Origin of the sequence: Enterobacter cloacae complex sp. 342H5 (assembly GCF_050030905.1) — a bacterium.
Classification (GTDB): Bacteria; Pseudomonadota; Gammaproteobacteria; order Enterobacterales; family Enterobacteriaceae; genus Enterobacter; species Enterobacter intestinihominis.
The window spans coordinates 3,909,867-3,934,552 of sequence record NZ_JBLGVB010000001.1; the positions used below are offsets into that span (position 1 = coordinate 3,909,867).

A 24,686-nucleotide genomic window follows, 5' to 3' on the forward strand; every position below is an offset into this window, starting at 1 on the left:
TACCCGGCCTACAAAATCAACCCCCCCGTACCCGTAGGCCCGGTAAGCGTTAGCGCCACCGGGCAAACACCGCCTCCTCTCGCCCCCGTAGGCCCGGTAAGTGCAGCGCCACCGGGCAAACACCGCACCATCCTCCCGTAGGCCCGGTAAGCGTAGCGCCACCGGGCAAACACCGCCCCCTCTCGCCCCCGTAGGCCCGGTAAGCGCAGCGCCACCGGGCAAACACCGCACCATCCCCCCGTAGGCCCGGTAAGCGCAGCGCCACCGGGCAAAACGCTACTCCGGCAACAACCCCACAAAGCAGCGTTTTTTGCGCGGCTCTGACATCAACTCTTCGAGCTTGTCCACGCACGCCAGATAGTGTGGCGTTTGCTTATGCGCCAACACCGCCTCTTCGTCTTTATAGGCCTCATAGATAAAGAACCGGGTTTTCACCCTCGGGTCCTGCAAGACGTCAAAGCGCAGGTTTCCCGGCTCCTGGATCGCCCCCTCGTGGTTGGCGCGAAATACCTCCAGAAACTCATCCACCCGCTCGGGTTTGATGTTGATTTCCACCAGCGTCACGTTCATTTTGCTTCTCCCTGTTTCTCTTCCTGCCAGAACTGGAACGCCTCACGGGCGCTCATGTTCTCGTGAACCACTTTCTTCACCGCCTTCAGCATGGCGAGCGGCGCGCTGGACTGGAAGATGTTGCGCCCCATATCCACGCCGGACGCGCCCTGGTCAATCGCCCGCCAGCACATCTCAAGCGCCTCATGCTCCGGCAGCTTTTTGCCGCCCGCGATAACAATCGGCACCGGACAGCTGGCGGTCACTTTTTCAAAGCCCTCGTCCACGTAGTAGGTTTTGACGAACTGGGCCCCCATTTCGGCAGCGATGCGGCTGGCGAGCGAGAAATAGCGCGCGTCGCGCGCCATCTCTTTACCCACGCCCGTCACCGCCAGCGTCGGCATGCCGTAACGCGCCCCCGCATCCACCAGCTTGATGATGTTGTTGATTGACTGATGTTCAAACGGGCTTCCGATATAGACCTGCGCCGCCACCGCGCAGACGTTCAGGCGCAGCGCGTCTTCCATCGCCACCGCCACGCACTCGTTAGACAGCTCGCCCAGAATCGAGTTACCGCCGGAGGCGCGCAGCACCACCGGTTTGTTCGTCGCGGCAGGTACCTGGCTCCTGAGGATGCCGCGGGTACACATCAGCACGTCGGTTTCGCCAAACAGCGGCGCGATGGAGAGATCGATACGCTCAAGGCCGGTGGTCGGTCCCTGAAAGTAACCGTGGTCAAAGGCCAGCATCACCGTGCGGTTGCTCTGCGGATTGAAGATGCGCGAAAGCCGGGACTGCATGCCCCAGTCGAGCGAACCGCAGCCCTTCAGGGTGTACGGCACATTCTGCTGCGGCGTACCGATGCCAAAATCCTTGCCGTCTTTGATGTCGTCTAAATCAGCCATTTGCTCCCCCGTCAGAAATCGTATTTGCTGATGTTCTCTTTGGTGAACACCACCCGCTCCGGCAGCAGCACGATGCCGTTGCCCTTCGCCTCATACTGGTAGCCCTGCACACTGTTCGGCTCGACCTTCAGCGTCCCGATATCTTTCACCTCCACGCTGTCGCCAGGGTTAAGATCGCCTTTTTTCAGTAAACGATCGGCGACATTGACTGCAATTTTGCCCTGCTGCACCACGTCCCACAGGCCGAAGGCTTTCACCGTGCCGCGCTCAACGTACGGACGCATCACGTTTGGCGTGCTGAAGCCGACAATCGCCACCCCTTCCCGCTTCAGGTTTTCCGCCGCCTGTGCCGCCGCCGGCAGGGCGTTGGCGTCCGGGGCGATGATCGCATCCAGATCCGGATAGGCTTTTAAGATCCCCTCGGCGGTTTGCAGGGATTTAGTGGCGTCGTTATAGCCAAACTGCGTGGTGACGACCTGCCACTGGGGATGGTCTTTCTCGATTTTGGCCTTCGCCTCTTTCACCCACTGGTTCTGGTCGGTGACGGTGGGGCTGGAGTAGAAGAACGCCACTTTCGCGTTCGGTTTGGTGACCTGTTTGCCTGCCATCTCCACCAGCAGGCCGCCCAGCTGTTCCGGCGTGCCCTGGTTGATGTAAATGCTGCGGCACTCCGGTTTGGTGTCGGAATCCCAGGTCAGGACCTTCACGCCGCGCTGCATCGCGCGCTTCAGCGCCGGGCAGAGACCGTCCGGCGACACGGCAGAGACGATGATGGCGTTATAGCCCTGGTTGACGAAGTTATTGATCAGCTGCACCTGGCCGGAGACGCTCGGCTCGGTCGGGCCGTCGTAAGTCACGTCCACGCCAAGATCTTTCCCCGCCTCTTTCGCGCCGTTGCCGCCGCTGGTGAAGAATCCCACACCCACCAGTTTCGGGATAAAGGCAATGCGGTCCGCCGCCTGCGCCGAAGCGAAGCTGAGGGCCATTGCCAGGACGAGCAGTTTTGTTTTCATCTTACGCTCCGGATAGTTTTCTGAAGAGAGAACGCACCCATTCACGGTGCAGACTCAGCGAACGCCCCATCACCACCACAACCAGCAGCGCCCCTGACAGCGCGCTCGACACCTGGTTGGGGATGCCAACCATCTGTAAACCCTGTTGCAGGTACCCCACCAGCAGCGCCGCCAGCGCCGTACCGACAACCGAACCTGAGCCGCCGTAGATATTCGCTCCGCCGAGCACGGCGGCGGTGAGCGCAGGCATCAGTAAATCGCGCCCCAGATCCGAACGCGCGGAGCCGAAATAGGAGACCATCACCAGCGCGGCAATCGCCGAGGCCACGCCCACCAGGCCGTACAGCGCATACGGCATACCGTTCACCGACAGCGCCGCATAGCGCGCCGCGCGCGGATTCTGGCCAATTAAAAACAGATGCCGACCAAAGCGCCCGCGATGGGTAATCAGCCAGAAGAAAGCGGTAATCACCGCGAACAGCACCAGCGGGATCGGCAGGCCCATCACCGTGAGGTTAGCGAAGGCGGTAAAGCTGTCCGGGAAGCCGCCGATCCCCTCGTAGCCCGTCGCCCCCGCCATGCCGGAGAGCAGCAGCGCCCCGCCGCCGTAGAGGTAGAGCGTGCCGAGGGTAATGACCAACGGGCTGATGCCGGTGTAGTGGATCAGCGCCGCATTCACCAGCCCGCACAGCAGGCCGAGCAGCAGCGTCAGCGGGATGGCAACCGCCATCGGCCACCCGGCCTGCATCATCACCCCCAGCGCGATGGCGCACAGGCCGATGGTTGAGCCGAGGGAGATGTCGATCCCGCCGCTGATGATAACCAGCGTAAGCGGCAGCGCCACGATGCCAATGCAGATAAAGTCGCTGGTGCTGAACAGCAGCATGTTGATATCAAGCATGCGCGGGTTGATGGCGCCGAAGAGCAGGATCTCCAGCACCAGTAAAATCAGCAGCGCGCTTTCCCAGTTAAGCCTCATTCACGCCACCTCTTTTTTGCGTTTGGGAAACGGGGTGACGTGCTTTCCCCCTTTGTTACCGGGCTGGAAACGGCTGTATTTCAGCGCCCGCTGATGCCGTGAGAGCGCCTGACGCAGCCGCCCGTCGAGCACCAGCACGCCCAGCAGCACCAGCCCGGCGATAAAGTCATTCCACCAGGCCGGGAGCCTGAACAGCACCAGCACGGTGTCTATTTGGGTGAGGAAGAACGCGCCGAGGAAGGCGCCGATCAGCGTGCCGGTGCCGCCCAGCAGCGAGATGCCGCCGAGCACGCAGGCGGCGATGGCCTTCATCTCCAGCCCGCTGCCGGTCTGGTTGGGCACAAAGCCAATCTGCGCGGCAAAGACGATCCCGGCGCAGGCCGCGAGTATGCCGTTGAGGGTAAAGGCGATCATGCGGGTGCGGTTCACCGCCACGCCCAGCTGACGCGCGGCGGCGAGGTTATCCCCCACGGCGTAGAAATCACGGCCAAAGGCGGTGCGCGACAATGTCCACGCGCCTGTAACCACGATTATCAACACCACAATGCCGAGCGGAGAAATGCCGACGGCGGCAGGCTCAGAGAGGGATTTCAGCCCCGGCGGCAGCCCTTCAATCCACTTCCCGCCGGTCCAGAGCAGCATCGCTCCGCGGTACAGCCCCAGCGTGCCGAGGGTGGCGACAATCGCTGGAATGCGCAGCCCCACCACCAGAAAACCGTTGAACGCCCCCGCCAGCGCGCCAATCGACAGCGCGAAGAGAATGGAAACGGGCAGACTGTAGCCGCTGTTGAGCGCCACGCCGACGACAATGGCGGACAGCCCGACGGTGGAGCCGACGGAGACGTCGATATTACGGGTCAGCATCACCAGCGCCGCGCCGATGGCCAGCAAAATCAGGATCTGCGAACTGGCGAAGATCATCCCCAGGGTCTGTAAGCTCAGGTAGGACGGGTTCAGCGCCACCAGCACGGCGAACAGGGCCAGAATGGCGAGAAACGCGCTCAGCTCGCGGTTTTTCAGTAAGATCTTCATGATTGCCCTCCAAACGCCAGCGCCATCATCCGGTCGAGACTGACGGCCTGGCGCGGCAGTTCGCCGCTGAGCACGCCCTGATGCATTACCAGCACCCGATCCGCGAGGCCGGGAAACTCATCAAGATCGCTTGAGATCATCAGCACCGCCACGTTCTGCGCCGCCACGCTTTTCAGCAGCTGATAAATATCGGCGCGCGCCGAGACGTCCACGCCGCGCGTCGGTTCATCGACGATCAGCAGCAGCGGGTTGGCCTCCAGACAGCGCGCCAGCAGCACCTTCTGCTGATTGCCGCCGGAGAGCGTGCGCACGGTTTGATCCGCATGGTTGAGCTTGATCCCCAGCGCCCGGTGGTAACGCTCCACCACCGCAGACTCCCGCTTTCGCTGCTGCCAGAGCGATGGCTCGTTCAGCGCCACCGTGTTCCAGCGGACAGGGGCGTCGAGAAACAGGCCGGACACCTGCCTGTCTTCCGGCAGATAAACCAGCCCTTTTTCCAGACGGGAACTGACCGGATCGGCGGTGATCTCCTGGTTCTCCAGCCACACCCGCCCGCCGCGTACCGGACGCAGGCCGTAGAGCGTTTCGGCAAACTCGGTGCGCCCGGAGCCTACCAACCCGGCCAGGCCGACGATCTCCCCGGCGTAGATCTCAAGACTGAGATCGATAAACCCTTCCCCGGTAAGATCCTCCACCCGCAGCACGGGAAAATCCTGCGCCTGGGTGCGGCGGTTGCCCGGCAGCGCCAGCCACAGCTTTTGCGTATCGCTTAGCGACTTTTCCCGGCTGACCGGCGTCATGGCGGCGATCAGGGCGTTATCGTCAAAGTGCGCGGTTTCGCCGCTCAGCACCACCGCGCCGTCGCGCATCACCGAGACGTGGCTCGAAAGCATGCGAATTTCCGGCAGCTTGTGCGAGATAAAAACAATGCCAACGCCGAGATCCTGCAGCGCGCGGATCTGGCGAAACAGGCGTTCGGTTTCGCCCGGCGTGAGCGATGCCGTGGGTTCGTCGAGGATCAGAATTCTGGCGTTGCGCATCAGCCCGCGCAGGATCTCCACCATCTGCTGATCCGCGACTTCCAGAGTGCTGGCAGCGGCATCGAGATTAAGCTGACATTGCAGCTGCTGGAGTTTCTCCGCCAGCCGCTTTTCCCGATCTCGTTCGCGCGGCAGACGAAACAGGATGTTTTCCCGCACCGTCAGGTTGGGGAACAGCAGCGGCTCCTGAGGCACCAGATAAATGCCGAGCTTATGCGCCTGCGCGGGCGTGAGCCGTGCAAAAGACTCACCCGCCACCGAAAGTTCACCGCTATCCGGGGTTTCCACCCCGGCGATGATCTTCATCAGCGTCGATTTTCCCGCGCCGTTACCGCCCATCAGCGCATGCACCTGCCCCGCAAGCAGCGTGAAATCAATGCCTTTTAAGACCGGTACGCCTGAAAACTGCTTGCTGATATCACGCGCGTCGAGAAGTGGTGTCATCATCGCTCCGCTATTGAACAAATGATTTTTAGATTTAATAATGTTCAAAAGCGTAGACGGTGAACTATATTTACAACCGTGCAGGGATCACAGTTTTATCGATTGAGATTCAGATAAAGCGGAAACGATCGAAAAGATCCGTTTTGTCGCGTGGCTCACATTTTCACGTCGCACCATCACGAACATATGATCTAAATTTTTATAAGAGTTCAATTATGAGCGATAAACGCACTGCGGAAGAAGGACGGTTTGCCGGGCTGGCACTGGCGGAAGAGGAGCTGGTGGCGCGCGTGGCCTGGTGCTACTACCACGACGGGCTGACCCAGAACGACATCGGCGAGCGGCTCGGGCTGCCGCGCCTGAAGATCTCCCGCCTGCTGGAGAAAGGCCGTCAGTCCGGGGTGATCCGCGTGCAGATAAACTCCCGCTACGAGGGCTGCCTGGCGCTGGAAACCGAGTTGCAACAACGATTTGGCCTGAAGCTGGTGCGCGTGATGCCCGCCCTGAATACGCCGCCGATGAACGTGCGGTTAGGCATTGGCGCGGCCCAGTCGCTGATGGGCGTGCTGGAGCCCGGCCAGCTGTTAGCGGTGGGCTTCGGTGAAACCACCATGAGCAGCCTGCAACACCTGAGCGGCTTTATCAGCTCACAGCAGATCCGCCTGGTGACGCTCTCCGGCGGCGTGGGGCCGTATATGACCGGTATCGGCCAGCTGGATGCGGCCTGTAGCGTCAGCATGATCCCTGCCCCGCTTCGCGTGTCATCCGCTGAAGTCGCCGGGATCTTAAAGCGCGAAACCAGCGTGCGGGACGTGATCCTCGCCGCCACCGCCGCTGACGTGGCGGTGGTCGGCATTGGCTCGGTGAACCAGCGCCGTGACGCGACGATACTGCGCTCCGGCTATATCAGCGAAGGTGAACAGTTGATGTACGCCCGCAAGGGCGCGGTCGGCGATATCCTTGGCTATTTCCTCAATGCCGAAGGGGAATGCGTCGAGGAGCTGGAGATCCACAAAGAACTACTGGGCGTCACGCTCGATGAACTGGCACAGCTGCCCACCATCGTAGGCGTGGCCGGGGGGGAAGAGAAAGCCGATGCGATTTATGCCGCACTGAAGGGCCGCCGTATTAATGGCCTGGTGACGGAAGAGACGACAGCCCGCGCGGTGCTGGCTCTGGCCATTTAAGAGCCCTCCCTGCGCTAACAATGAGGCATGCTCATGAGTTACCTTTTAGCGTTAGATGCAGGGACAGGCAGCGTTCGCGCCGTTGTTTTCGATTTGCAGGGCAACCAGATTGCCGTTGGCCAGGCCGAGTGGAAACACCTGAGCGTCGAGAACGTGCCGGGCTCAATGGAGTTCGACCTCGACACCAACTGGCAGCTGGCCTGCCGGTGTATTCATCAGGCGTTGGAGCGCGCGCGCCTGAGCGCGGCGGATATTCAGTCCGTCGCCTGCTGTTCGATGCGCGAAGGGATTGTGCTGTACGACCGCAACGGCGAGGCTATCTGGGCCTGCGCCAACGTCGACGCCCGCGCCAGCCGAGAGGTAGCTGAACTCAAAGAGATCCACGACTACCGGTTTGAATCCGAAGTGTATGACGTTTCCGGCCAGACGCTTGCCCTCAGCGCCATGCCGCGCCTGCTGTGGCTGGCGCACCATCGTCCGGATATTTATCGTAAAGCCGCCACCATTACTATGATCAGCGACTGGCTGGCGGCGAAGCTCTCCGGCGAGCTGGCGGTGGACCCGTCCAATGCGGGCACGACGGGCATGCTGGATCTCTTCTCCCGCGACTGGCGTCCGGCGCTGCTCGACATGGCCGGGCTGCGCGCCGATATCCTCTCCCCGGTAAAAGAGACCGGCACCGTACTGGGGACCATCACCAAAGCAGCCGCACAACAGAGCGGTCTGCGCGAGGGCACCCCGGTGGTGATGGGCGGCGGCGACGTGCAGCTGGGCTGTCTGGGGCTGGGCGTGGTGCGCGCCGGACAAACGGCGGTGCTGGGCGGCACCTTCTGGCAACAGGTGGTGAACCTGCCGCAGGTGCGCACCGACCCTGAGATGAACATCCGCGTAAACCCGCACGTTATCCCCGGCATGGCGCAGGCAGAGTCGATCAGCTTCTTTACCGGGCTGACCATGCGCTGGTTCCGCGACGCCTTCTGCGCCGAAGAGAAGCTGATTGCCGAACGCATGGGAATGGACCCCTACTCCCTGCTCGAAGAGATGGCGAGCCGCGTCCCGCCGGGCTCCCACGGGGTGATGCCGATCTTCTCCGACGCGATGCATTTCAAACAGTGGTACCACGCCGCGCCGTCGTTTATTAACCTCTCCATTGACCCGGAAAAGTGCAACAAAGCGACGCTGTTCCGCGCGCTGGAAGAGAACGCGGCGATCGTCTCGGCCTGCAACCTGGCGCAGATTTCGCGCTTCTCCGGCGTGACGTTTGAGAGCCTGGTGTTTGCCGGCGGCGGCGCAAAGGGCGCCCTGTGGAGCCAGATTTTAAGCGACGTCACCGGCCTGCCGGTGCGCGTGCCAGAAGTCAAAGAGGCAACGGCGCTCGGCTGTGCCATTGCCGCAGGAGCTGGCGCGGGGCTGTTCGCGGATATGGCCTCGACGGGCGAGCGGCTAGTGAAGTGGAGCCGCGAGTTCACGCCAAACCCGGCGCACCGCGAGCTGTACGACGGCATGATGCAGAAATGGCAGGCGGTATACGCGGACCAGCTCGGGCTGGTGGACAGCGGGCTGACAACCTCGATGTGGCAGGCGCCGGGCCTGATGCGCGACACACGCCCCTCACCCTAACCCTCTCCCCAGAGGGGAGAGGGGACTGCTCCGTGCGGCCTTTCACCCTCTCCCCTCTGGGGAGAGGGGACTGCTCCGTGCGGCCTTTCACCCTCTCCCCTCTGGGGAGAGGGCCGGGGTGAGGGGTGAAGTTCTTTGAGATCTATCACAATCATTCGATCCCGCTTTTACCTTTCTGCCGCCGCTGGCTAAATTAGTAACTCATCCGACCACATAACAATAATTTTACACTGGAAGAGACTATGAGCCGCTACCCGTCGTTATTCGCCCCTCTCAATCTGGGGTTCGCTACCCTCAAAAACCGCGTGTTAATGGGCTCAATGCACACCGGGCTGGAGGAGCGTCCGGACGGGGCTGAACGTCTGGCAGCCTTCTATGCCGAGCGCGCGCGCCACGGGGTGGCGCTGATTGTCACTGGCGGCGTAGCCCCTGCCCCTTCCGGGGTGACGATGGAGGGCGGCGCGGTGTTGAACGATGCGACACAGCTGCCGCACCACCGCATTGTGACCGACGCGGTTCACAACGAGGGCGGCAAAATCGCCCTGCAAATTCTGCATACCGGGCGCTACAGCTATCAGCCGAACCTGGTTGCCCCCTCGGCTATTCAGGCGCCGATTAACCGCTTTACGCCCCATGCCCTCAGCCACGACGAGATTCTGGCGCTGATCGACGATTTTGCTCGCTGCGCCGCGCTGGCGCGGGAAGCGGGCTACGACGGCGTGGAGGTGATGGGCTCAGAAGGCTACCTGATCAATGAATTCCTCGCCGCACGCACCAACCAGCGCGACGACGAATGGGGTGGTGACTATGCCCGCCGCATGCGTTTTGCCGTGGAGGTGGTGCGCGCGGTGCGTGAACGTGCCGGTGCGGATTTTATTATCATCTTCCGCCTGTCGATGCTCGACCTGGTGGAAGGCGGCGGCACCTTCGACGAAACCGTGCAGCTGGCGCAGGCGATTGAAGCCGCCGGTGCCACCATTATCAACACCGGGATTGGCTGGCACGAAGCGCGCATCCCCACCATCGCCACGCCGGTGCCGCGTGCGGCGTTCAGCTGGGTAACGCGCAAGCTGAAAGGCAAAGTCTCCGTTCCGCTGGTGACCACTAACCGCATTAACGATCCGCAGGTGGCGGACGATGTGATCTCCCGCGGCGACGCCGATATGGTGTCGATGGCGCGTCCGTTCCTCGCGGATGCCGAACTGCTCTCCAAAGCGCAAAGCGGCCGTGCGGATGAGATCAACACCTGTATCGGCTGTAACCAGGCGTGTCTGGATCAGATCTTCGTCGGCAAGGTCACCTCCTGCCTGGTGAATCCCCGCGCCTGCCATGAAACCAAAATGCCGATCGTTCCTGCGACCAACAAGAAGCGTCTGGCCGTGGTGGGCGCAGGACCCGCTGGCCTGGCGTTTGCGGTCAATGCCGCCTCGCGTGGGCACAGCGTGACGCTGTTTGATGCGCTGGCGGAAATCGGCGGGCAGTTTACTATCGCCAGACAGATCCCCGGCAAAGAGGAGTTCTATGAAACGCTGCGCTATTACCGCCGGATGATCGAGGTGACGGGCGTCGATCTGCGGCTCAATCAGGTTGTCAGCGCGGCGGATCTGATCGGTTTCGACGAGGTGATCCTCGCGAGTGGGATCGCCCCGCGCACCCCTGCGATCGAAGGCATCGATCATCCGAAGGTATTGAGCTATCTGGACGTGCTGCGCGACAAAGCGCCGGTTGGCGAGAAGGTGGCGATCATCGGCTGCGGCGGGATCGGTTTTGATACCGCGATGTATTTAAGCCAGCCGGGCGAAGCCACCAGCCAGAACATCGCTGAGTTCTGCGTGGAATGGGGCATTGATACCAGTCTCAGTCAGTCCGGTGGTTTACGCCCGGAAGGTCCGCAGCTGCCGAAAAGCCCGCGTCAGATCGTGATGCTCCAGCGTAAAGCCAGCAAGCCGGGTGAAGGGCTGGGGAAAACCACAGGCTGGATCCACCGCGCCACCCTGCTCTCGCGCGGGGTAAAGATGATCCCGGGGGCGAGCTACCAGAAGATCGACGACGACGGGCTACACGTTCTGATCGGCGGTGAGCCGCAGCTGCTGGACGTGGATCATGTGATTTTGTGCGCCGGGCAGGAGCCGAAGCGCGATCTGGCCGATCCGCTGCGTGAGGCAGGGAAAACGGTACATTTGATTGGCGGGTGCGACGTGGCGATGGAGCTGGATGCGCGGCGGGCAATAGCGCAGGGGACAACATTGGCATTAGCGATTTGATTTCTTGCCCGGTGGCGCTGCGCTTACCGGGCCTACAAAACCGTAGGCCTGTGCAAGCGAAACGCCGCCAGGCAAAACGATCTTATCGACGACGCCCCAGCTTCACCGACTTCAGCACCACAAACTTGTTGTTTGTCGCAATGGTGACGCAGTTACCGAAAATCTTCTTCAGCTTGTGGAAGTAGTCCAGATGGCGGTTCGCCACGATGTACAGCTCGCCGTTGATTTTCAGGCAGCGGCGCGCGTGGTGGAACATCTCCCACGCGACGTTATCCGTCAGGGCGTGCTTCTGGTGGAACGGCGGGTTACAGAATACCGCGTTGAAGCGGAAAGGCTCTACGCCGGACAGCGCGTTATTGATCATAAACTCGCAGCGATCCAGCGCCTCCGGCAGATTGGTTTCCACGTTCAGACGGCTTGAAGCCACCGCCATTGGCGATTCGTCGCTGAACACCACGCTGGCCTCCGGATTCTTCGCCAGCAGCGTCAGGCCAATCACGCCGTTACCGCAGCCGAGATCGACAATCTCCCCTTCCAGGTTTTCCGGCAGATGTTCCATAAAGAAGCGTGCGCCGATATCCAGACCGGTACGGGAGAAGACGTTCGCGTGGTTGTGGATGGTCCAGTCGGTCCCTTCCAGCTTCCAGCTCAGGGTCTCTGGCGCGTCGGCCAGTTCCGGCGCGCTGAAGGTACAGTTGATCAGGCGCGCTTTTTTCCAGGCCAGCGTCGTTGTGGTCGGGCCGAGCACTTTCTCGAACAGTTCCAGCGTCGAGGTGTGAATATCACGCGCCTTGGCGCCCGCGATGATGCGCGTTTCTGGCGTCACGACTTTACGCAGCGCGCGCAGTTGCTGCTCCAGCAGCGCCATGGTTTTGGGCACTTTAATCAGCACCACCCCTGGCGCCTGCGGGTAGTCCGCGGTGCTGTCGAGGAACTTCACGCTGGATTCGTCGATATCGTTGTGGCGCAGGTTTTCACGCGTCGCCAGCTCGCTTAAGTAAGAATCGCCGATACTGTAAGGCGCATGTTCCGCCAGCGCACAGCCCAGCGCGCCAAACGCGTCATTCAGGATCAGAACCGGGCCGCGGATTTCAGTCTCATCCAACTGCTGCAGCAGATATTCATCCGCCGCTTCCCACGCCTGAAGCGGGTTCACGTCGTCCGTTTCCGGGAAACGTTTAAGGTTGAGTGAACGGAAACCGTTGTCTAAGTGGCTCATCGGCCCTCCTGAATGGTAAAATTTGGCGTATCCCTGAAAAGGGTGCGTGAGTATACCCGTTTTCACACTATTTTGGGGTTTTGATGAACCAGCTGACTTATCTCCAGGGCTACCCGGAGCAATTACTATCCCAGGTTCGCGACCTGATCGCCGCGGGAAAGCTCGGCGCGGTGCTGGAAAAACGCTACCCGGGCACGCATGATTTCGCGACTGACAAAGCCCTCTGGCAGTATACGCAGGATCTGAAAAGCCAGTATCTGAAGAGCGCCCCGCCGATCAACAAGGTGATGTACGACAACAAGATCCACGTGCTGAAAAACGCGCTCGGCCTGCATACCGCCATCTCCCGCGTGCAGGGCGGCAAGCTGAAGGCTAAGGCGGAGATCCGCGTCGCGACCGTCTTTCGCAATGCGCCGGAAGCCTTTCTGCGGATGATCGTGGTGCACGAGCTGGCGCACCTGAAAGAGAAAGATCACGACAAAGCGTTCTATTCCCTGTGCTGCCATATGGAGCCGCAGTACCACCAGCTGGAGTTTGATACCCGTTTGTGGCTGACGCATTTATCGTTAAAGAGTAATGCGCAGTAGCGCACGCGAAATGTCATGAGGACGTGCTACAGTGGCTTTAGGTTCCCTGCTACGGAGTACGTAAACGTTTATGATACGTTTCGCAGTCATCGGTACGAACTGGATCACGCGCCAGTTCGTCGACGCCGCCCACGAAACCGGCAAATATAAGCTCACCGCAGTCTATTCCCGCAGCCTTGAGCAGGCGCAAAGTTTTGCGAATGACTACCTGGTTGAACATCTGTTCACCTCGCTCGATGAGATGGCGCAAAGCGACGCCATTGATGCGGTCTATATCGCCAGCCCGAATGCTCTGCACTTCCCGCAAACGAAGCTGTTCCTCAGCCATAAAAAGCATGTGATCTGCGAGAAGCCGCTGGCGTCGAATATCCACGAAGTGGAAGCCGCCATTGCGCTTGCCCGCGAAAACCAGGTGGTGCTGTTTGAAGCGTTCAAAACCGCCAGCCTGCCCAACTTCCTGCTGTTGCAGCAGTCCCTGCCGAAAATTGGCAAAGTGCGTAAAGCCTTTATCAACTACTGCCAGTATTCCTCGCGCTACCAGCGCTATCTGGACGGCGAAAACCCGAACACCTTTAACCCGGCCTTCTCGAATGGCTCGATTATGGATATCGGTTTTTACTGCCTGGCCTCTGCGGTTGCGCTGTGGGGGGAACCACACGGCGTGACAGCCACCGCCAGCCTGCTGGAGAGCGGCGTGGATGCACACGGCGTTGTGGTGCTGGACTACGGTGATTTCAGCGTGACGTTGCAGCACTCGAAGGTCAGCGACTCCGTGCTGCCAAGCGAAATTCAGGGCGAAGACGGCTCGCTGGTGATCGAAAAAATCTCCGAATGCCAGAAGCTCAGCATCGTCCCGCGCGGCGGAAAAGCGCAGGAGCTGACACAGCCTCAGCATATTAACACTATGCTTTATGAGGCAGAGGTCTTCGCCCGTCTGGTAGAAGACAACGAAGTGAACCACCCGGGACTGGCGATCAGCCGCACCACGGCGAAGCTGCAAACGGAGATCCGCCGACAGACCGGCGTAATCTTCCCCGCAGACGGCGTGAATGTGGAAGCCGTCGCGTAAAGCTGTGTAATGAAATCGTGCAGCCCATTGACGAAATCGATGGTCTGACATAATTTGTTACCTGCAAAGGGGAGTAACTTCTTCGCCGGTGGATCGTCATTACGATGCGTGCAAAACCGCATCCGGTCGCCGGGCAACCTTCGTGGTTGTAAGTGAGACCTTGCCGGAAGGCGAGGTCTATGCATAAAAAGCTAACGGCTATCGTCTTCTGACCATAGCCGTTTTTGTTTTTTTATGTGTAAGGAAAATAGTATGCATTCTGTCGGCACTCCAATGCTGTGGGGCGGATTCGCGGTTGTCGTGCTCATCATGCTGGCGATCGACCTCTTTTTGCAGGGTCGTCGCGGCGAACACGGCATGAGCGTTAAGCAAGCCGCCGTCTGGTCGCTGGTATGGGTTACCCTCTCACTTCTTTTCTGCGCCGCCTTCTGGTGGTATCTGGCCTCAACCGAAGGTCGCGCGGTGGCCGATCCTCAGGCACTCGCCTTCCTCACCGGCTATCTGATTGAAAAAGCGCTGGCGGTTGATAACGTCTTCGTCTGGCTGATGCTGTTCAGTTACTTCGCCGTGCCTGCGGCCCTGCAACGCCGCGTGCTGGTATACGGCGTGCTGGGCGCCATCATTTTGCGTACCATCATGATCTTCGCCGGTAGCTGGCTGATTACCCAGTTCGAATGGCTGCTGTACGTGTTTGGTGCGTTCCTGCTGTTCACCGGGGTCAAAATGGCGCTGGCGAAAGAAGACGATACCGGTATCGGTGATAAGCCGCTGGTGAAGTGGATCCGGGGTCATCTGCGCATGACGGACAAGATCGAGAGCGAGCATTTCTTCGTGCGTAAGAACGGCCTGCTGTTCGCCACCCCGCTGCTGCTGGTGCTGATTCTGGTCGAGCTGAGCGACGTGATTTTCGCGGTGGACAGTATCCCGGCTATCTTCGCGGTCACTACCGACCCGTTCATCGTCCTGACCTCGAACCTGTTCGCCATCCTCGGCCTGCGTGCGATGTACTTCCTGCTGGCGGGCGCGGCAGAGCGCTTCTCAATGCTGAAGTACGGTCTGTCGGTGATTCTGGTCTTTATCGGTATCAAGATGCTGATTGTTGATTTCTACCATATCCCGATCGCCATTTCGCTCGGCGTGGTGTTTGGCATTCTGCTGGTGACGCTGATTATCAATACCTGGGTTAACCGCCAGCACGATAAGAAGCAGCAGGCTTAGTGCAACGTTCGGTGCGGGCTGATGCCCTCACCCCACCCCTCTCCCACAGGGAGAGGGGGAAATGCAATGCAGGCCGGGTAAGCGTAGCGCCACCCGGCACTTTCGTTAACCAATAGTTAAAAAACATGACGCAACACGTAAAATCCAGCATTTTACGCTTCCGCCTTTCGCTGCTTTCCCTGATACTCAACCAGGCAAACAAATACTTACATCCGGATACAAATGTGACTTAGAGCACATCCAGGATGGAACGCAATTTCACTCAGGAATAACGTATGAGCACACAATCTAAGGGCCTGCTTGCGCGCCTGGCGCAGGGCAGTCTTGTAAAACAAATTCTGGTCGGGTTGGTACTGGGTATTCTGCTGGCGATGGTGTCAAAACCTGCGGCGGAAGCGACGGGACTGCTCGGCACCCTTTTCGTTGGCGCACTGAAGGCCGTCGCCCCGGTACTGGTGCTGATGCTGGTGATGGCGTCGATTGCCAACCACCAGCACGGACAAAAAACCAACATTCGCCCTATTCTGTTCCTGTATCTGCTGGGAACCTTCTCTGCTGCCTTAACGGCCGTTGTGTTTAGCTTCCTGTTCCCGTCCACGCTGCACCTGACCAGCGCGGCCGGTGATATCACCCCGCCGTCCGGGATTGTGGAAGTCCTTCGCGGCCTGCTGATGAGCATGGTCTCTAACCCCATCACCGCACTGATGAACGGAAACTACATTGGCATCCTGGTCTGGGCGATTGGTCTGGGCTTCGCGCTGCGTCATGGCAACGAGACCACGAAAAACCTGGTTAACGATTTGTCCAATGCAGTGACCTTTATGGTGAAGCTGGTGATTCGCTTTGCACCAGTCGGTATCTTTGGTCTGGTTTCTTCGACGCTGGCCACCACTGGTTTCGACGCACTGTGGGGCTACGCGCAGCTGCTGGTCGTCCTGGTCGGCTGTATGCTGCTGGTGGCGCTGGTGATCAACCCGCTGCTGGTGTTCTGGCAGATCCGCCGCAACCCGTATCCGCTGGTGCTGACCTGCCTGCGCGAGAGCGGCGTGTATGCCTTCTTCACCCGCAGCTCAGCGGCGAACATACCGGTGAACATGGCGCTGGCGGAGAAGCTGAACCTGGACCGCGATACCTATTCGGTGTCGATTCCCCTGGGTGCAACCGTGAACATGGCCGGTGCGGCGATTACCATCACCGTGCTGACGCTGGCGGCGGTGCATACGCTGGGTATTCCGGTAGATCTGCCAACCGCGCTGCTGCTGAGCGTCGTTGCATCACTGTGTGCCTGTGGCGCATCCGGCGTGGCGGGCGGCTCTCTGCTGCTGATCCCGCTGGCCTGTAACATGTTCGGTATTCCGAACGAGATTGCCATGCAGGTTGTCGCGGTCGGTTTCATTATCGGCGTATTGCAGGATTCCTGCGAAACCGCGCTGAACTCCTCTACCGACGTGCTGTTTACCGCCGCAGCCTGTCAGGCGGAAGATGCGCGTTTAGCGAAGAACGCCCTGCGCAGTTAAAAAGAAAAGCCCGGTGGCGGCTACGCCTTACCGGGCCTACAAGGTAAATGCAAAACGGCAACATGTGTTGCCGTTTTTAGTGTTTGCACCCTCTCCCTGTGGGAGAGGGCCGGGGTGAGGGCACCAGCCCGCACCCGACTTATAGCGTCACACCACTCTTAAAGATCGCCAGCTCGCGGAAGTCGTTCTTCTCGTTGCAGGTCTGCCTGCCGCTGGCAAATTCCACAATCGTGTCCACGAATTCGCTCAGCAGCTGCGGCATCGCTTTGCCGTGGATCAGTTGGCCCGCATCAAAGTCGATCCAGTGCTTTTTCTTCGCCGCCAGTTCGCTGTTAGTGGCGATTTTCACCGTCGGCACAAACCCGCCGTACGGCGTACCGCGACCGGTACTGAACAGCACCATATGACAGCCCGCTCCCGCCAGCGCGCTGGTGGCGACCGCATCGTTGCCCGGTGCGCTGAGCAGGTTCAGGCCGTGCGTTTTCAGCCGCTCACCGTAGCGCAGCACGTCCACCACCTGGCTGGCGCCCGCTTTTTGAGTGCAGCCCAGGGATTTCTCTTCAAGCGTGGTGATCCCGCCCGCTTTGTTACCCGGCGAGGGGTTCTCGTATATCGGCTGGTTATGGGCGATGAAGTACTGTTTGAAGTCGTTGACCATGGTGACGGTCTTCTCAAAGGTCTCTTCGTCGCGGCAGTGGCTCATCAGAATGCGCTCTGCGCCGAACATCTCCGGCACTTCGGTCAGCACCGTAGTGCCGCCGTTGGCAATCACGTAATCCGAGAAGCGACCCAGCATTGGGTTAGCGGTAATGCCGGAAAGGCCATCAGATCCGCCGCACTCCAGGCCAAACTTCAGTTCGCTCAGCTTGCCCGGCTCGCGCTTGTCGTGACGCATCACCTCGTACAGCTGATGCAGCTGTTCAACGCCCGCTTCCACTTCGTCGTCCTGGTGCTGACACACCATAAAGTGCACGCGCTCAGGGTCAAATTCGCCCAGCGTGTCGCGGAAGGCGTCGACCTGATTGTTCTCGCAGCCGAGGCCGATCACCAGCACCGCGCCCGCGTTCGGGTGGCGCACCATGTTTTGCAGCATGGTACGGGTATTGATGTGGTCGTCGCCCAGCTGGGAACAACCGTAGGTGTGGCTGAACAGATGCACGCCGTCGGTGCCTTCAGCATCATTAGTCTCTTTCAGGAAACGCGTCTGAATTTGACGCGCGATCCCGTTCACGCAGCCGACAGTCGGGAGGATCCACAGCTCATTGCGGATCCCCACCTCGCCGCTGGCGCGGCGGTAGATCTGTACCTCACGATCGGCCGCCTGTCCTTCTTCTGGCTGGAAGTCAGGTTGATAGCTGTACTCGTCCAGATCGCTGAGATTGGTGCGGGTATTGTGGGAATGGATGTATTCACCCGGCGCAATATCCGCCAGCGCATGACCGATGGGCAAACCGTACTTCACCACGTTCTCCCCTTTCGCGATGGGGATCAGGGCAAACTTATGTCCACGTCCAATGGCCTGGCGTAACGTCACCGACTGGTTGTCGAAGGTCACTTCCGTCCCTTCGGCTAAATCGGCCAGCGCGACGGCAACGTTATCCAGCGAATGGATTTTGATGTATTGCATATCAACCTCAAACGGCCTTAGTTCAGTTCAATGGCGAAGTAGTCACGCGCATTGTTAAAGCAGATGTTTCTCACCATTTCGCCCAGCAGCTGGATATCCGCTGGCGCTTCACCCGCGTGCACCCAGCGGCCAATCATCTGGCACAGAATGCGGCGGAAATATTCATGGCGGGTATAGGAGAGGAAACTGCGGCTGTCGGTCAGCATGCCAACGAAGCGGCTCAACAGGCCGAGCTGCGCCAGCTGGGTCATCTGACGCTCCATGCCGTCTTTTTGATCGTTAAACCACCAGCCGGAACCGAACTGCATCTTGCCCGGCATCCCTTCGCCCTGGAAGTTGCCGATCATGGTGCCCAGTACTTCGTTATCGCGCGGGTTCAGGCAGTAGAGAATGGTTTTTGGCAGCAGGTTTTGCTCGTTCTGTTTGCTCAGCAGTTTTGACAGCTCTTCCGCCAGAGGGCGGTCGTTGATGGAGTCGAAGCCCACGTCCGCGCCCAGCAGTTTAAACTGACGCTGGTTGTTATTACGCAGCGCGCCGATATGGTACTGCTGAACCCAGCCGCGACGGGCATATTCCGCACCGAGGAACACCAGCACCGCGGTTTTGAACTGGGCGACTTCATGCTCGCTCAGGGCTTCGCCGGAGAGACGACGCGCCAGGATGCTGTCCAGCTCGGCTTCGCTGGAATCCGCGAACAGCACCACGTCCAGCGCGTGGTCAGACACTTTACAGCCATGTGCGGCAAAGTGATCCAGACGTTTGGTCAGCGCGGATTGCAGATCGGCGAAACGACGGATATCGGTATCCGATACTTCCGCCAGCTTCGTCATGTAGTCATTAAAGGTCGGCAGCTCAATGTTGAAGGCTTTATCCGGACGCCAGCTTGGCAGCACTTTGATGTCAAAGGTGCTGTCCTTCGCGACAACCGCGTGGTGCTCCAGGGAGTCGATCGGATCGTCGGTTGTGCCCACCATCTTCACGTTCATCTGCTGCATGATGCCGCGCGCCGAGAAGCTATCCTGCGCCAGCAGTTCGTTGCACTGATCCCAGATCTCATCCGCCGTGGCGGGAGAGAGCAGCTTGCCGGTGATACCAAAAGGACGACGCAGTTCGAGGTGCGTCCAGTGGTATAACGGGTTACCGATGGTGTGGGGAACGGTAGCGGCCCAGGCGTCAAACTTCTCGCGATCGGTCGCGTCGCCGGTACACAGGCGCTCGGCCACGCCGTTGGTGCGCATCGCGCGCCATTTATAATGGTCACCCTTCAGCCAGATATCATACAGGTTTTTGAAACGGTAATTTTCGGCAACCTGTTGCGGCGGTAAATGGCAGTGGTAGTCGAAAATCGGCTGATCTTTTGCGTAGTCGTGGTACAGGCGGCGAGCAAATTCGGTATCTAACAGGAAATCTTCGGTCATAAACGGTGTCATTATCGTCTTCCTCATTACGGGAGCGTCAGAAAGCTTATGTTCAGATGCTGCAAAGTTATCACACCAATTTCCAGAGTCCGACGTTTTTTTCGTGAGTTAGATCAATAAACGTCGACAAATAAATTACCCTCAAAGGGGTAAACCTTCTTGCAGACCGCGCCAGATCTGGCTTTGCGCACGCCGCATAATATCCCTACAAAGATTCACTCTTTTGTGATGTCACTCACCTTTTAAAGTTGTATGACAAGTTATCTTTTCGCCGTCGCAAACTATAAGCCGACGGAATGCATTACCGGTGTTTGTTACATCGGATTTAACGGTACGGAAGCCGACTTAGCACGATGACTTATGGCAAGGTTCGGGCCGTTCCGGGACAGGTTCCCGGTTACGCCCCTCCCGTTACAGAACAGCTCCCGGCAACGGTTGAGTTGTTGCCGTGTCCCGACACGGAAATAACATAACGATGAGGTTTTACATGCGTAAAATTAAAGGGTTACGTTGGTACATGATCGCACTGGTGACGCTCGGCACCGTGCTGGGCTACCTGACACGTAACACCGTGGCAGCAGCGGCGCCAACGTTGATGGAAGAGTTACATATCTCCACACAACAATACTCTTACATCATTGCGGCGTATTCTGCCGCTTACACCGTAATGCAGCCTGTTGCAGGTTATGTTCTTGATATTCTGGGTACAAAAATTGGTTATGCCTTCTTCGCTGTAGCATGGGCCGTCTTCTGCGGGGCGACGGCGCTGGCTGGCAGCTGGGGCGGGCTGGCGCTGGCACGTGGTGCGGTAGGTGCTGCCGAAGCGGCGATGATCCCTGCGGGTCTGAAAGCCAGCTCTGAATGGTTCCCGGCAAAAGAACGTTCAATCGCTGTCGGTTACTTCAACGTGGGTTCCTCCATCGGGGCGATGATTGCTCCGCCACTGGTGGTGTGGGCGATTGTGATGCACAGCTGGCAAATGGCGTTCATCATCTCCGGTGTGCTGAGTTTTGCCTGGGCCATGGCGTGGCTGATCTTCTATAAACACCCGCGCGATCAGAAAAAGCTGTCTACCGAAGAACGTGACTACATTATCAATGGTCAGGAATCTCATCATCAGACCGACAACGGTAAAAAAATGTCCGTCTGGCAGATCCTGGGTACCCGTCAGTTCTGGGGTATCGCCCTGCCACGCTTCCTGGCGGAACCGGCCTGGGGTACGTTCAACGCCTGGATCCCGCTGTTCATGTTCAAAGTCTACGGCTTTAACCTGAAAGAGATCGCGATGTTCGCCTGGATGCCAATGCTGTTTGCAGACCTGGGCTGTATCGTCGGCGGCTACCTGCCACCGCTGTTCCAGCGCTGGTTTGGCGTGAACCTGATTGTGTCCCGTAAGATGGTGGTCACCATGGGCGCTCTGCTGATGATTGGCCCTGGCATGATTGGCCTGTTCACCAGTCCTTACGTGGCTATCGCCCTGCTGTGTATCGGGGGCTTTGCTCACCAGTCTCTGTCTGGCGCACTGATTACGCTCTCGTCCGACGTGTTTGGTCGTAACGAAGTTGCCACCGCCAACGGTCTGACCGGGATGGCCGCCTGGACCGCAAGTACCCTGTTTGCGCTGGTGGTCGGCGCGCTGGCAGACACCATCGGTTTCAGCCCGCTGTTCGCGGTACTGGCCATCTTCGACCTGCTGGGTGCAGTGGTTATCTGGACGGTGCTGAAGAGTAAATCCGCCGAGGAACTGGCGAAAGAGTCCCTTGGGGGACCGGCGACGCAGAGTTAGCTTGTTGTGCCGGGTGGCGGCTCCGCCTTACCCGGCCTACAACACCCGATAAAACCGTAGGCCGGGTAAGCGTAGCGCCACCCGGCAAAAACGTCGCAAAAGCCGCCTCCGGGCGGCTTTTTTAATGACGAAATCTGGAGAGTGGCACGCAAAAGTGGTATAACAAATCATTCGCCGTACCCTGCCTGGAGCGCATATGGAAATCACCGAATCACGTCGTTTATATCAACAACTTGCCGCCGAGCTGAAAGATCGCATTGAGCAAGGGGTCTATCTTGTCGGTGATAAACTTCCCGCTGAGCGTTTTATTGCGGATGAAAAAAGCGTCAGCCGTACGGTGGTCCGCGAAGCCATCATCATGCTGGAAGTTGAAGGGTATGTTGAGGTACGCAAAGGTTCCGGTATTCACGTGATTTCCAGCCAGGCGAAACACTCCCCCACGCCGGACGAAAGTCTGGAATTTGCCAGCTACGGTCCGTTTGAGCTTCTCCAGGCTCGCCAGCTGATTGAAAGCAATATCGCAGAATTCGCAGCGACGCAGGTCACCAAGCAGGACATCATGAAGCTGATGGAAATCCAGGATCATGCGCGTAAAGAAAAATGTTTCCGCGATTCCGAATGGGACCTGCAATTCCACGTCCAGGTCGCCCTTGCGACTCAGAACACAGCGCTGGCGGCAATCGTTGAAAAAATGTGGACTCAGCGCGTTCACAACCCGTACTGGAAGAAACTGCACGATCACATTGATTCCCGCACGGTAGATAACTGGTGTGACGACCACGACCAGATTCTTAAGGCCCTGATTCGTAAAGATCCGCATGCGGCGAAACTGGCAATGTGGCAGCATCTGGAGAACACTAAACAGATGCTTTTTAATGAAACGAGTGATGACTTTGAATTTAACGCTGACCGCTACCTTTTTGCTGATAATCCGGTGGTTCACCTCGATACCGCGACCAATGTTGCAAAATAACCTCCTAAACTGCTGGCAGGCGCACCGCCGCGCCTTCCGGCCAGACAGGGTAAGAAAACCTCTATAGTGTCAGCCTTTGTAAAATCTCTCGCTCCCCTCCGTGGCTTACGCCAAAATCGTGTTTCCCCTCAAATTCTGTGACGCAGAACGTCGGGCTTTGTTACAATTGGATTCACTTCGTTATTTTGTAAGTTAGTGCTTGCTAACCAGCCAATTAACAGGGAACAGTGTTGGCCACACATCATTGTGTCCGCGAGCGACCATAATGAAATCATAACAATGTCGCCGTGCTGTTTTCCCGAATGACAGGCGTGACGTTAACCGATTTCCAGGAACACTGAATGGAACTTTTGACCCAACTACTGAACGCCCTCTGGGCTCAGGATTTCGAAACGCTGGCCAACCCGTCCATGATTGGCATGCTCTACTTTGTGTTATTTATGATCCTGTTCCTTGAGAACGGCCTGCTGCCTGCTGCCTTTTTACCGGGCGACAGCCTGCTGGTGCTGGTTGGGGTGCTCTGTGCAAAAGGGGCGATGGCTTTCCCACAAACGGTTCTGCTGTTGACCATTGCCGCCAGCCTGGGTTGCTGGGTGAGTTATATTCAGGGGCGATGGCTGGGCAACACGCGAATCGTTCAGAACTGGCTTTCGCATCTTCCGGCACATTATCACCAGCGAGCGCACCACCTTTTCCATAAGCACGGGCTCTCCGCCTTGCTGATTGGCCGCTTTATCGCATTCGTACGCACCCTGCTGCCGACCATTGCGGGCTTGTCCGGCCTGAGCAGCGCGCGCTTCCAGTTCTTTAACTGGATGAGCGGCCTGCTGTGGGTTCTGATCCTGACCACGCTCGGCTATGCGCTCGGTAAAACGCCGGTCTTTATGAAATATGAAGACCAGCTGATGTCTTGCCTGATGCTGCTGCCCGTCGTCCTGCTGGTGTTTGGCCTGGTCGGTTCACTGGTCGTACTGTGGAAAAAGAAATACGGAGCCAGGGGTTAACGATGGTTATCTCCCCGCTCGCGCTGCGCCGCTTCTCTTACGCCATCGTCGCGCTAATGATGTTCAGCGCTCTCATCCTGCTATGGTCTGCCCTACAGCATCAGGAGTCGACGCTGACTATCCGTCCTGTGAGTCAAGGAACCAGCGTGCCGGATGGTTTTTCCATCTGGCATCATCTGGACGCTAACGGGATCCGCTTTAAGAGCATCACGCCGCAAGACGATGTGCTGCTGATAAAATTTGACTCCAGTGCGCAAAGCGCCGCGGCGAAAGCGGTGCTGGACCGCACGTTGCCGCAGGGTTACATCATCGCGCAACAGGATGATGACAGCCACGTAGCCTCCTGGATGTCACGGTTACGCGACACGTCGCATCGATTTGGCTAACGACTAATATTCCGAATATTTTCACCCACTTTGGTGAAACTCCCGTTTACTTACTATGCTTAAGTACGCGGAGCACCCCTCAGATGTTCTCCGCATAGTTCTGGAACACGGCTTACGCCGTAACACAATGGAAGGTTTCTATAATGAAATACCGCATCACCCTGGCTCTGGCCCTTTTTTCTTTAAGCACAGCTTCCTTCGCTATGTCTCTTTGTCAGGAGAAAGAACAGGATATTCAACGCGAAATCAGTTATGCCGAAAAGCATAACAATCAGCACCGGATCGACGGACTGAAAAAAGCGCTGAGCGAAGTGAAAGACAATTGTACGGACAGCAAGCTGCGTGCCGATCATCAGGAAAAAATCGCTGAACAGAAGGACGAGATAGCCGAGCGCCGTCAAGACCTGCAAGAAGCGAAAGAGAAAGGTGATGCGGAAAAAATTGCCAAGCGCGAGAGGAAGTTGCAAGAGGCGCAGGACGAACTGAAAGCGCTGGAAGCTCGCGATTATTGAGTTAACGGAAATCTCAACAGGAGAGAATCATGTCAAAAGATACAACTTCAGAACATCTGCGCGCTGAGCTGAAATCCCTGGCGGACACCCTGGAAGAGGTGCTGAACTCTTCTGCCGATAAATCGAAAGAAGAAGTCAGCAAACTGCGCAGCAAAGCGGAGCAGGCACTGAAAGAGAGCCGTTACCGTCTGGGTGAAACCGGTGATGCACTGGCGAAACAGACCCGCGAAGCGGCTGCGCGCGCAGACGAATATGTACGTGACAATCCATGGACAGGCGTTGGTATTGGTGCCGCAGTGGGTGTGGTGCTGGGTGTCCTGCTGACGCGTCGTTGATT

General features: G+C 58.5%; 22 protein-coding genes. 13 read left to right on the forward strand and 9 right to left on the reverse strand.

Features of this window, described 5'->3' with window-relative positions; translation table 11 throughout:
* Nucleotides 1-276: 276 nt before the first annotated feature.
* The 6 genes from lsrG to lsrA are packed head-to-tail and all read right to left on the reverse strand — an operon-like array spanning nt 277 to nt 5,962.
* A complete protein-coding gene (lsrG, locus tag ACQG03_RS18640; protein WP_022649458.1) occupies nt 277-570 on the reverse strand; it encodes a (4S)-4-hydroxy-5-phosphonooxypentane-2,3-dione isomerase in 294 nt (97 codons plus the stop codon).
* Nucleotides 567-1,454 carry a 3-hydroxy-5-phosphonooxypentane-2,4-dione thiolase gene (lsrF, locus tag ACQG03_RS18645; RefSeq protein WP_022649459.1) on the reverse strand — a complete coding sequence of 296 codons (888 nt, stop codon included), beginning with the start codon at nt 1,452-1,454 and terminating at the stop codon, nt 567-569. The genes lsrG and lsrF overlap by 4 nt, the downstream gene beginning before the upstream one ends.
* Before the next feature lie 11 nt (nt 1,455-1,465).
* Nucleotides 1,466-2,467 carry an autoinducer 2 ABC transporter substrate-binding protein LsrB gene (gene lsrB, locus ACQG03_RS18650; protein WP_063146539.1) on the reverse strand — a complete coding sequence of 334 codons (1,002 nt, stop codon included), beginning with the start codon at nt 2,465-2,467 and terminating at the stop codon, nt 1,466-1,468.
* 1 nt (nt 2,468) lies between these two features.
* On the reverse strand, nt 2,469-3,446 hold the full coding sequence (gene lsrD, locus ACQG03_RS18655) for an autoinducer 2 ABC transporter permease LsrD (protein ID WP_022649461.1): 978 nt from the start codon (nt 3,444-3,446) through the stop codon (nt 2,469-2,471).
* The gene (gene lsrC, locus ACQG03_RS18660) at nt 3,447-4,478 is read right to left on the reverse strand and encodes an autoinducer 2 ABC transporter permease LsrC (RefSeq protein ID WP_063163514.1); all 1,032 of its coding nucleotides are present in this window, start codon (nt 4,476-4,478) and stop codon (nt 3,447-3,449) included.
* Nucleotides 4,475-5,962, reverse strand: coding sequence for an autoinducer 2 ABC transporter ATP-binding protein LsrA (gene lsrA / locus ACQG03_RS18665; RefSeq protein WP_063163513.1), 1,488 nt, complete (start codon nt 5,960-5,962; stop codon nt 4,475-4,477). The genes lsrC and lsrA overlap by 4 nt, the downstream gene beginning before the upstream one ends.
* Before the next feature lie 215 nt (nt 5,963-6,177).
* On the opposite strand from lsrA, the gene lsrR reads away from it, so the two are divergent.
* The 3 genes from lsrR to ACQG03_RS18680 all read left to right on the forward strand — a co-directional run bounded on the left by lsrR (nt 6,178) and on the right by ACQG03_RS18680 (nt 11,033).
* Nucleotides 6,178-7,149: a transcriptional regulator LsrR gene (gene lsrR, locus ACQG03_RS18670; RefSeq protein ID WP_022649464.1), complete on the forward strand. Its 972-nt coding sequence runs from the start codon at nt 6,178-6,180 to the stop codon at nt 7,147-7,149.
* Nucleotides 7,150-7,182: 33 nt separating this feature from the next.
* Complete coding sequence (lsrK, locus tag ACQG03_RS18675) at nt 7,183-8,769, forward strand: autoinducer-2 kinase (RefSeq protein WP_063163512.1); 1,587 nt, start codon at nt 7,183-7,185, stop codon at nt 8,767-8,769.
* A gap of 242 nt (nt 8,770-9,011) precedes the next feature.
* Complete coding sequence (locus ACQG03_RS18680) at nt 9,012-11,033, forward strand: NADPH-dependent 2,4-dienoyl-CoA reductase (protein WP_063163511.1); 2,022 nt, start codon at nt 9,012-9,014, stop codon at nt 11,031-11,033.
* 82 nt (nt 11,034-11,115) lie between these two features.
* Here the strand turns inward: ACQG03_RS18680 and rlmG are convergent, their stop codons facing one another.
* Nucleotides 11,116-12,252, reverse strand: coding sequence for a 23S rRNA (guanine(1835)-N(2))-methyltransferase RlmG (gene rlmG / locus ACQG03_RS18685; RefSeq protein WP_023298689.1), 1,137 nt, complete (start codon nt 12,250-12,252; stop codon nt 11,116-11,118).
* 83 nt (nt 12,253-12,335) lie between these two features.
* Here rlmG and ACQG03_RS18690 point away from each other — a divergent pair, with 83 nt between their 5' ends.
* The 4 genes from ACQG03_RS18690 (at nt 12,336) to sstT (ending at nt 16,643) form a co-directional block, all read left to right on the forward strand.
* A complete protein-coding gene (locus ACQG03_RS18690; protein WP_023298690.1) occupies nt 12,336-12,839 on the forward strand; it encodes a M48 family metallopeptidase in 504 nt (167 codons plus the stop codon).
* A gap of 70 nt (nt 12,840-12,909) precedes the next feature.
* Nucleotides 12,910-13,908 (forward strand): Gfo/Idh/MocA family protein, encoded by a 999-nt coding sequence (locus ACQG03_RS18695; protein ID WP_022649469.1) that lies wholly within the window; start codon nt 12,910-12,912, stop codon nt 13,906-13,908.
* Nucleotides 13,909-14,160: 252 nt separating this feature from the next.
* Complete coding sequence (locus tag ACQG03_RS18700; protein ID WP_022649470.1) at nt 14,161-15,126, forward strand: TerC family protein; 966 nt, start codon at nt 14,161-14,163, stop codon at nt 15,124-15,126.
* A gap of 275 nt (nt 15,127-15,401) precedes the next feature.
* Complete coding sequence (gene sstT / locus ACQG03_RS18705; RefSeq protein ID WP_023298692.1) at nt 15,402-16,643, forward strand: serine/threonine transporter SstT; 1,242 nt, start codon at nt 15,402-15,404, stop codon at nt 16,641-16,643.
* Between the two features lie 139 nt (nt 16,644-16,782).
* Here the strand turns inward: sstT and ACQG03_RS18710 are convergent, their stop codons facing one another.
* Both ACQG03_RS18710 and uxaC read right to left on the reverse strand, forming a co-directional pair.
* Nucleotides 16,783-18,270, reverse strand: a complete 1,488-nt coding sequence (locus ACQG03_RS18710) for a UxaA family hydrolase (RefSeq protein WP_063163510.1) — start codon at nt 18,268-18,270, stop codon at nt 16,783-16,785.
* Between the two features lie 17 nt (nt 18,271-18,287).
* Entirely contained in the window at nt 18,288-19,700 is a 1,413-nt protein-coding gene (uxaC, locus tag ACQG03_RS18715; protein ID WP_023307034.1) for a glucuronate isomerase, read from the reverse strand.
* A 475-nt stretch (nt 19,701-20,175) separates the two neighbouring features.
* Between uxaC and ACQG03_RS18720 the strand changes: the two genes are divergently transcribed.
* From ACQG03_RS18720 to ACQG03_RS18745, 6 genes are all read left to right on the forward strand, one after another.
* The gene (locus ACQG03_RS18720; protein ID WP_022649474.1) at nt 20,176-21,474 is read left to right on the forward strand and encodes an MFS transporter; all 1,299 of its coding nucleotides are present in this window, start codon (nt 20,176-20,178) and stop codon (nt 21,472-21,474) included.
* A 196-nt stretch (nt 21,475-21,670) separates the two neighbouring features.
* Nucleotides 21,671-22,447, forward strand: coding sequence for a transcriptional regulator ExuR (gene exuR, locus ACQG03_RS18725; protein ID WP_023298695.1), 777 nt, complete (start codon nt 21,671-21,673; stop codon nt 22,445-22,447).
* 341 nt (nt 22,448-22,788) lie between these two features.
* Nucleotides 22,789-23,451: a DedA family general envelope maintenance protein YqjA gene (gene yqjA / locus ACQG03_RS18730; protein WP_022649475.1), complete on the forward strand. Its 663-nt coding sequence runs from the start codon at nt 22,789-22,791 to the stop codon at nt 23,449-23,451.
* A 2-nt stretch (nt 23,452-23,453) separates the two neighbouring features.
* Nucleotides 23,454-23,837 carry an EnvZ/OmpR regulon moderator MzrA gene (gene mzrA, locus ACQG03_RS18735; protein WP_022649476.1) on the forward strand — a complete coding sequence of 128 codons (384 nt, stop codon included), beginning with the start codon at nt 23,454-23,456 and terminating at the stop codon, nt 23,835-23,837.
* A gap of 143 nt (nt 23,838-23,980) precedes the next feature.
* A complete protein-coding gene (locus ACQG03_RS18740) occupies nt 23,981-24,349 on the forward strand; it encodes a DUF1090 domain-containing protein (RefSeq protein WP_017382428.1) in 369 nt (122 codons plus the stop codon).
* Between the two features lie 29 nt (nt 24,350-24,378).
* On the forward strand, nt 24,379-24,684 hold the full coding sequence (locus ACQG03_RS18745; protein ID WP_008503141.1) for a DUF883 family protein: 306 nt from the start codon (nt 24,379-24,381) through the stop codon (nt 24,682-24,684).
* Nucleotides 24,685-24,686: the final 2 nt, after the last annotated feature.

Bases quoted from the DNA above. Each gene is read 5' to 3' on its own strand.
- lsrG (WP_022649458.1), bottom strand. From the start codon at position 570: ATGAACGTGACGCTGGTGGAAATCAACATCAAACCCGAGCGGGTGGAT.
- lsrF (WP_022649459.1), bottom strand. From the start codon at position 1,454: ATGGCTGATTTAGACGACATCAAAGACGGCAAGGATTTTGGCATCGGT.
- lsrB (WP_063146539.1), bottom strand. From the start codon at position 2,467: ATGAAAACAAAACTGCTCGTCCTGGCAATGGCCCTCAGCTTCGCTTCG.
- lsrD (WP_022649461.1), bottom strand. From the start codon at position 3,446: ATGAGGCTTAACTGGGAAAGCGCGCTGCTGATTTTACTGGTGCTGGAG.
- lsrC (WP_063163514.1), bottom strand. From the start codon at position 4,478: ATGAAGATCTTACTGAAAAACCGCGAGCTGAGCGCGTTTCTCGCCATT.
- lsrA (WP_063163513.1), bottom strand. From the start codon at position 5,962: ATGACACCACTTCTCGACGCGCGTGATATCAGCAAGCAGTTTTCAGGC.
- lsrR (WP_022649464.1), top strand. From the start codon at position 6,178: ATGAGCGATAAACGCACTGCGGAAGAAGGACGGTTTGCCGGGCTGGCA.
- lsrK (WP_063163512.1), top strand. From the start codon at position 7,183: ATGAGTTACCTTTTAGCGTTAGATGCAGGGACAGGCAGCGTTCGCGCC.
- ACQG03_RS18680 (WP_063163511.1), top strand. From the start codon at position 9,012: ATGAGCCGCTACCCGTCGTTATTCGCCCCTCTCAATCTGGGGTTCGCT.
- rlmG (WP_023298689.1), bottom strand. From the start codon at position 12,252: ATGAGCCACTTAGACAACGGTTTCCGTTCACTCAACCTTAAACGTTTC.
- ACQG03_RS18690 (WP_023298690.1), top strand. From the start codon at position 12,336: ATGAACCAGCTGACTTATCTCCAGGGCTACCCGGAGCAATTACTATCC.
- ACQG03_RS18695 (WP_022649469.1), top strand. From the start codon at position 12,910: ATGATACGTTTCGCAGTCATCGGTACGAACTGGATCACGCGCCAGTTC.
- ACQG03_RS18700 (WP_022649470.1), top strand. From the start codon at position 14,161: ATGCATTCTGTCGGCACTCCAATGCTGTGGGGCGGATTCGCGGTTGTC.
- sstT (WP_023298692.1), top strand. From the start codon at position 15,402: ATGAGCACACAATCTAAGGGCCTGCTTGCGCGCCTGGCGCAGGGCAGT.
- ACQG03_RS18710 (WP_063163510.1), bottom strand. From the start codon at position 18,270: ATGCAATACATCAAAATCCATTCGCTGGATAACGTTGCCGTCGCGCTG.
- uxaC (WP_023307034.1), bottom strand. From the start codon at position 19,700: ATGACACCGTTTATGACCGAAGATTTCCTGTTAGATACCGAATTTGCT.
- ACQG03_RS18720 (WP_022649474.1), top strand. From the start codon at position 20,176: ATGCGTAAAATTAAAGGGTTACGTTGGTACATGATCGCACTGGTGACG.
- exuR (WP_023298695.1), top strand. From the start codon at position 21,671: ATGGAAATCACCGAATCACGTCGTTTATATCAACAACTTGCCGCCGAG.
- yqjA (WP_022649475.1), top strand. From the start codon at position 22,789: ATGGAACTTTTGACCCAACTACTGAACGCCCTCTGGGCTCAGGATTTC.
- mzrA (WP_022649476.1), top strand. From the start codon at position 23,454: ATGGTTATCTCCCCGCTCGCGCTGCGCCGCTTCTCTTACGCCATCGTC.
- ACQG03_RS18740 (WP_017382428.1), top strand. From the start codon at position 23,981: ATGAAATACCGCATCACCCTGGCTCTGGCCCTTTTTTCTTTAAGCACA.
- ACQG03_RS18745 (WP_008503141.1), top strand. From the start codon at position 24,379: ATGTCAAAAGATACAACTTCAGAACATCTGCGCGCTGAGCTGAAATCC.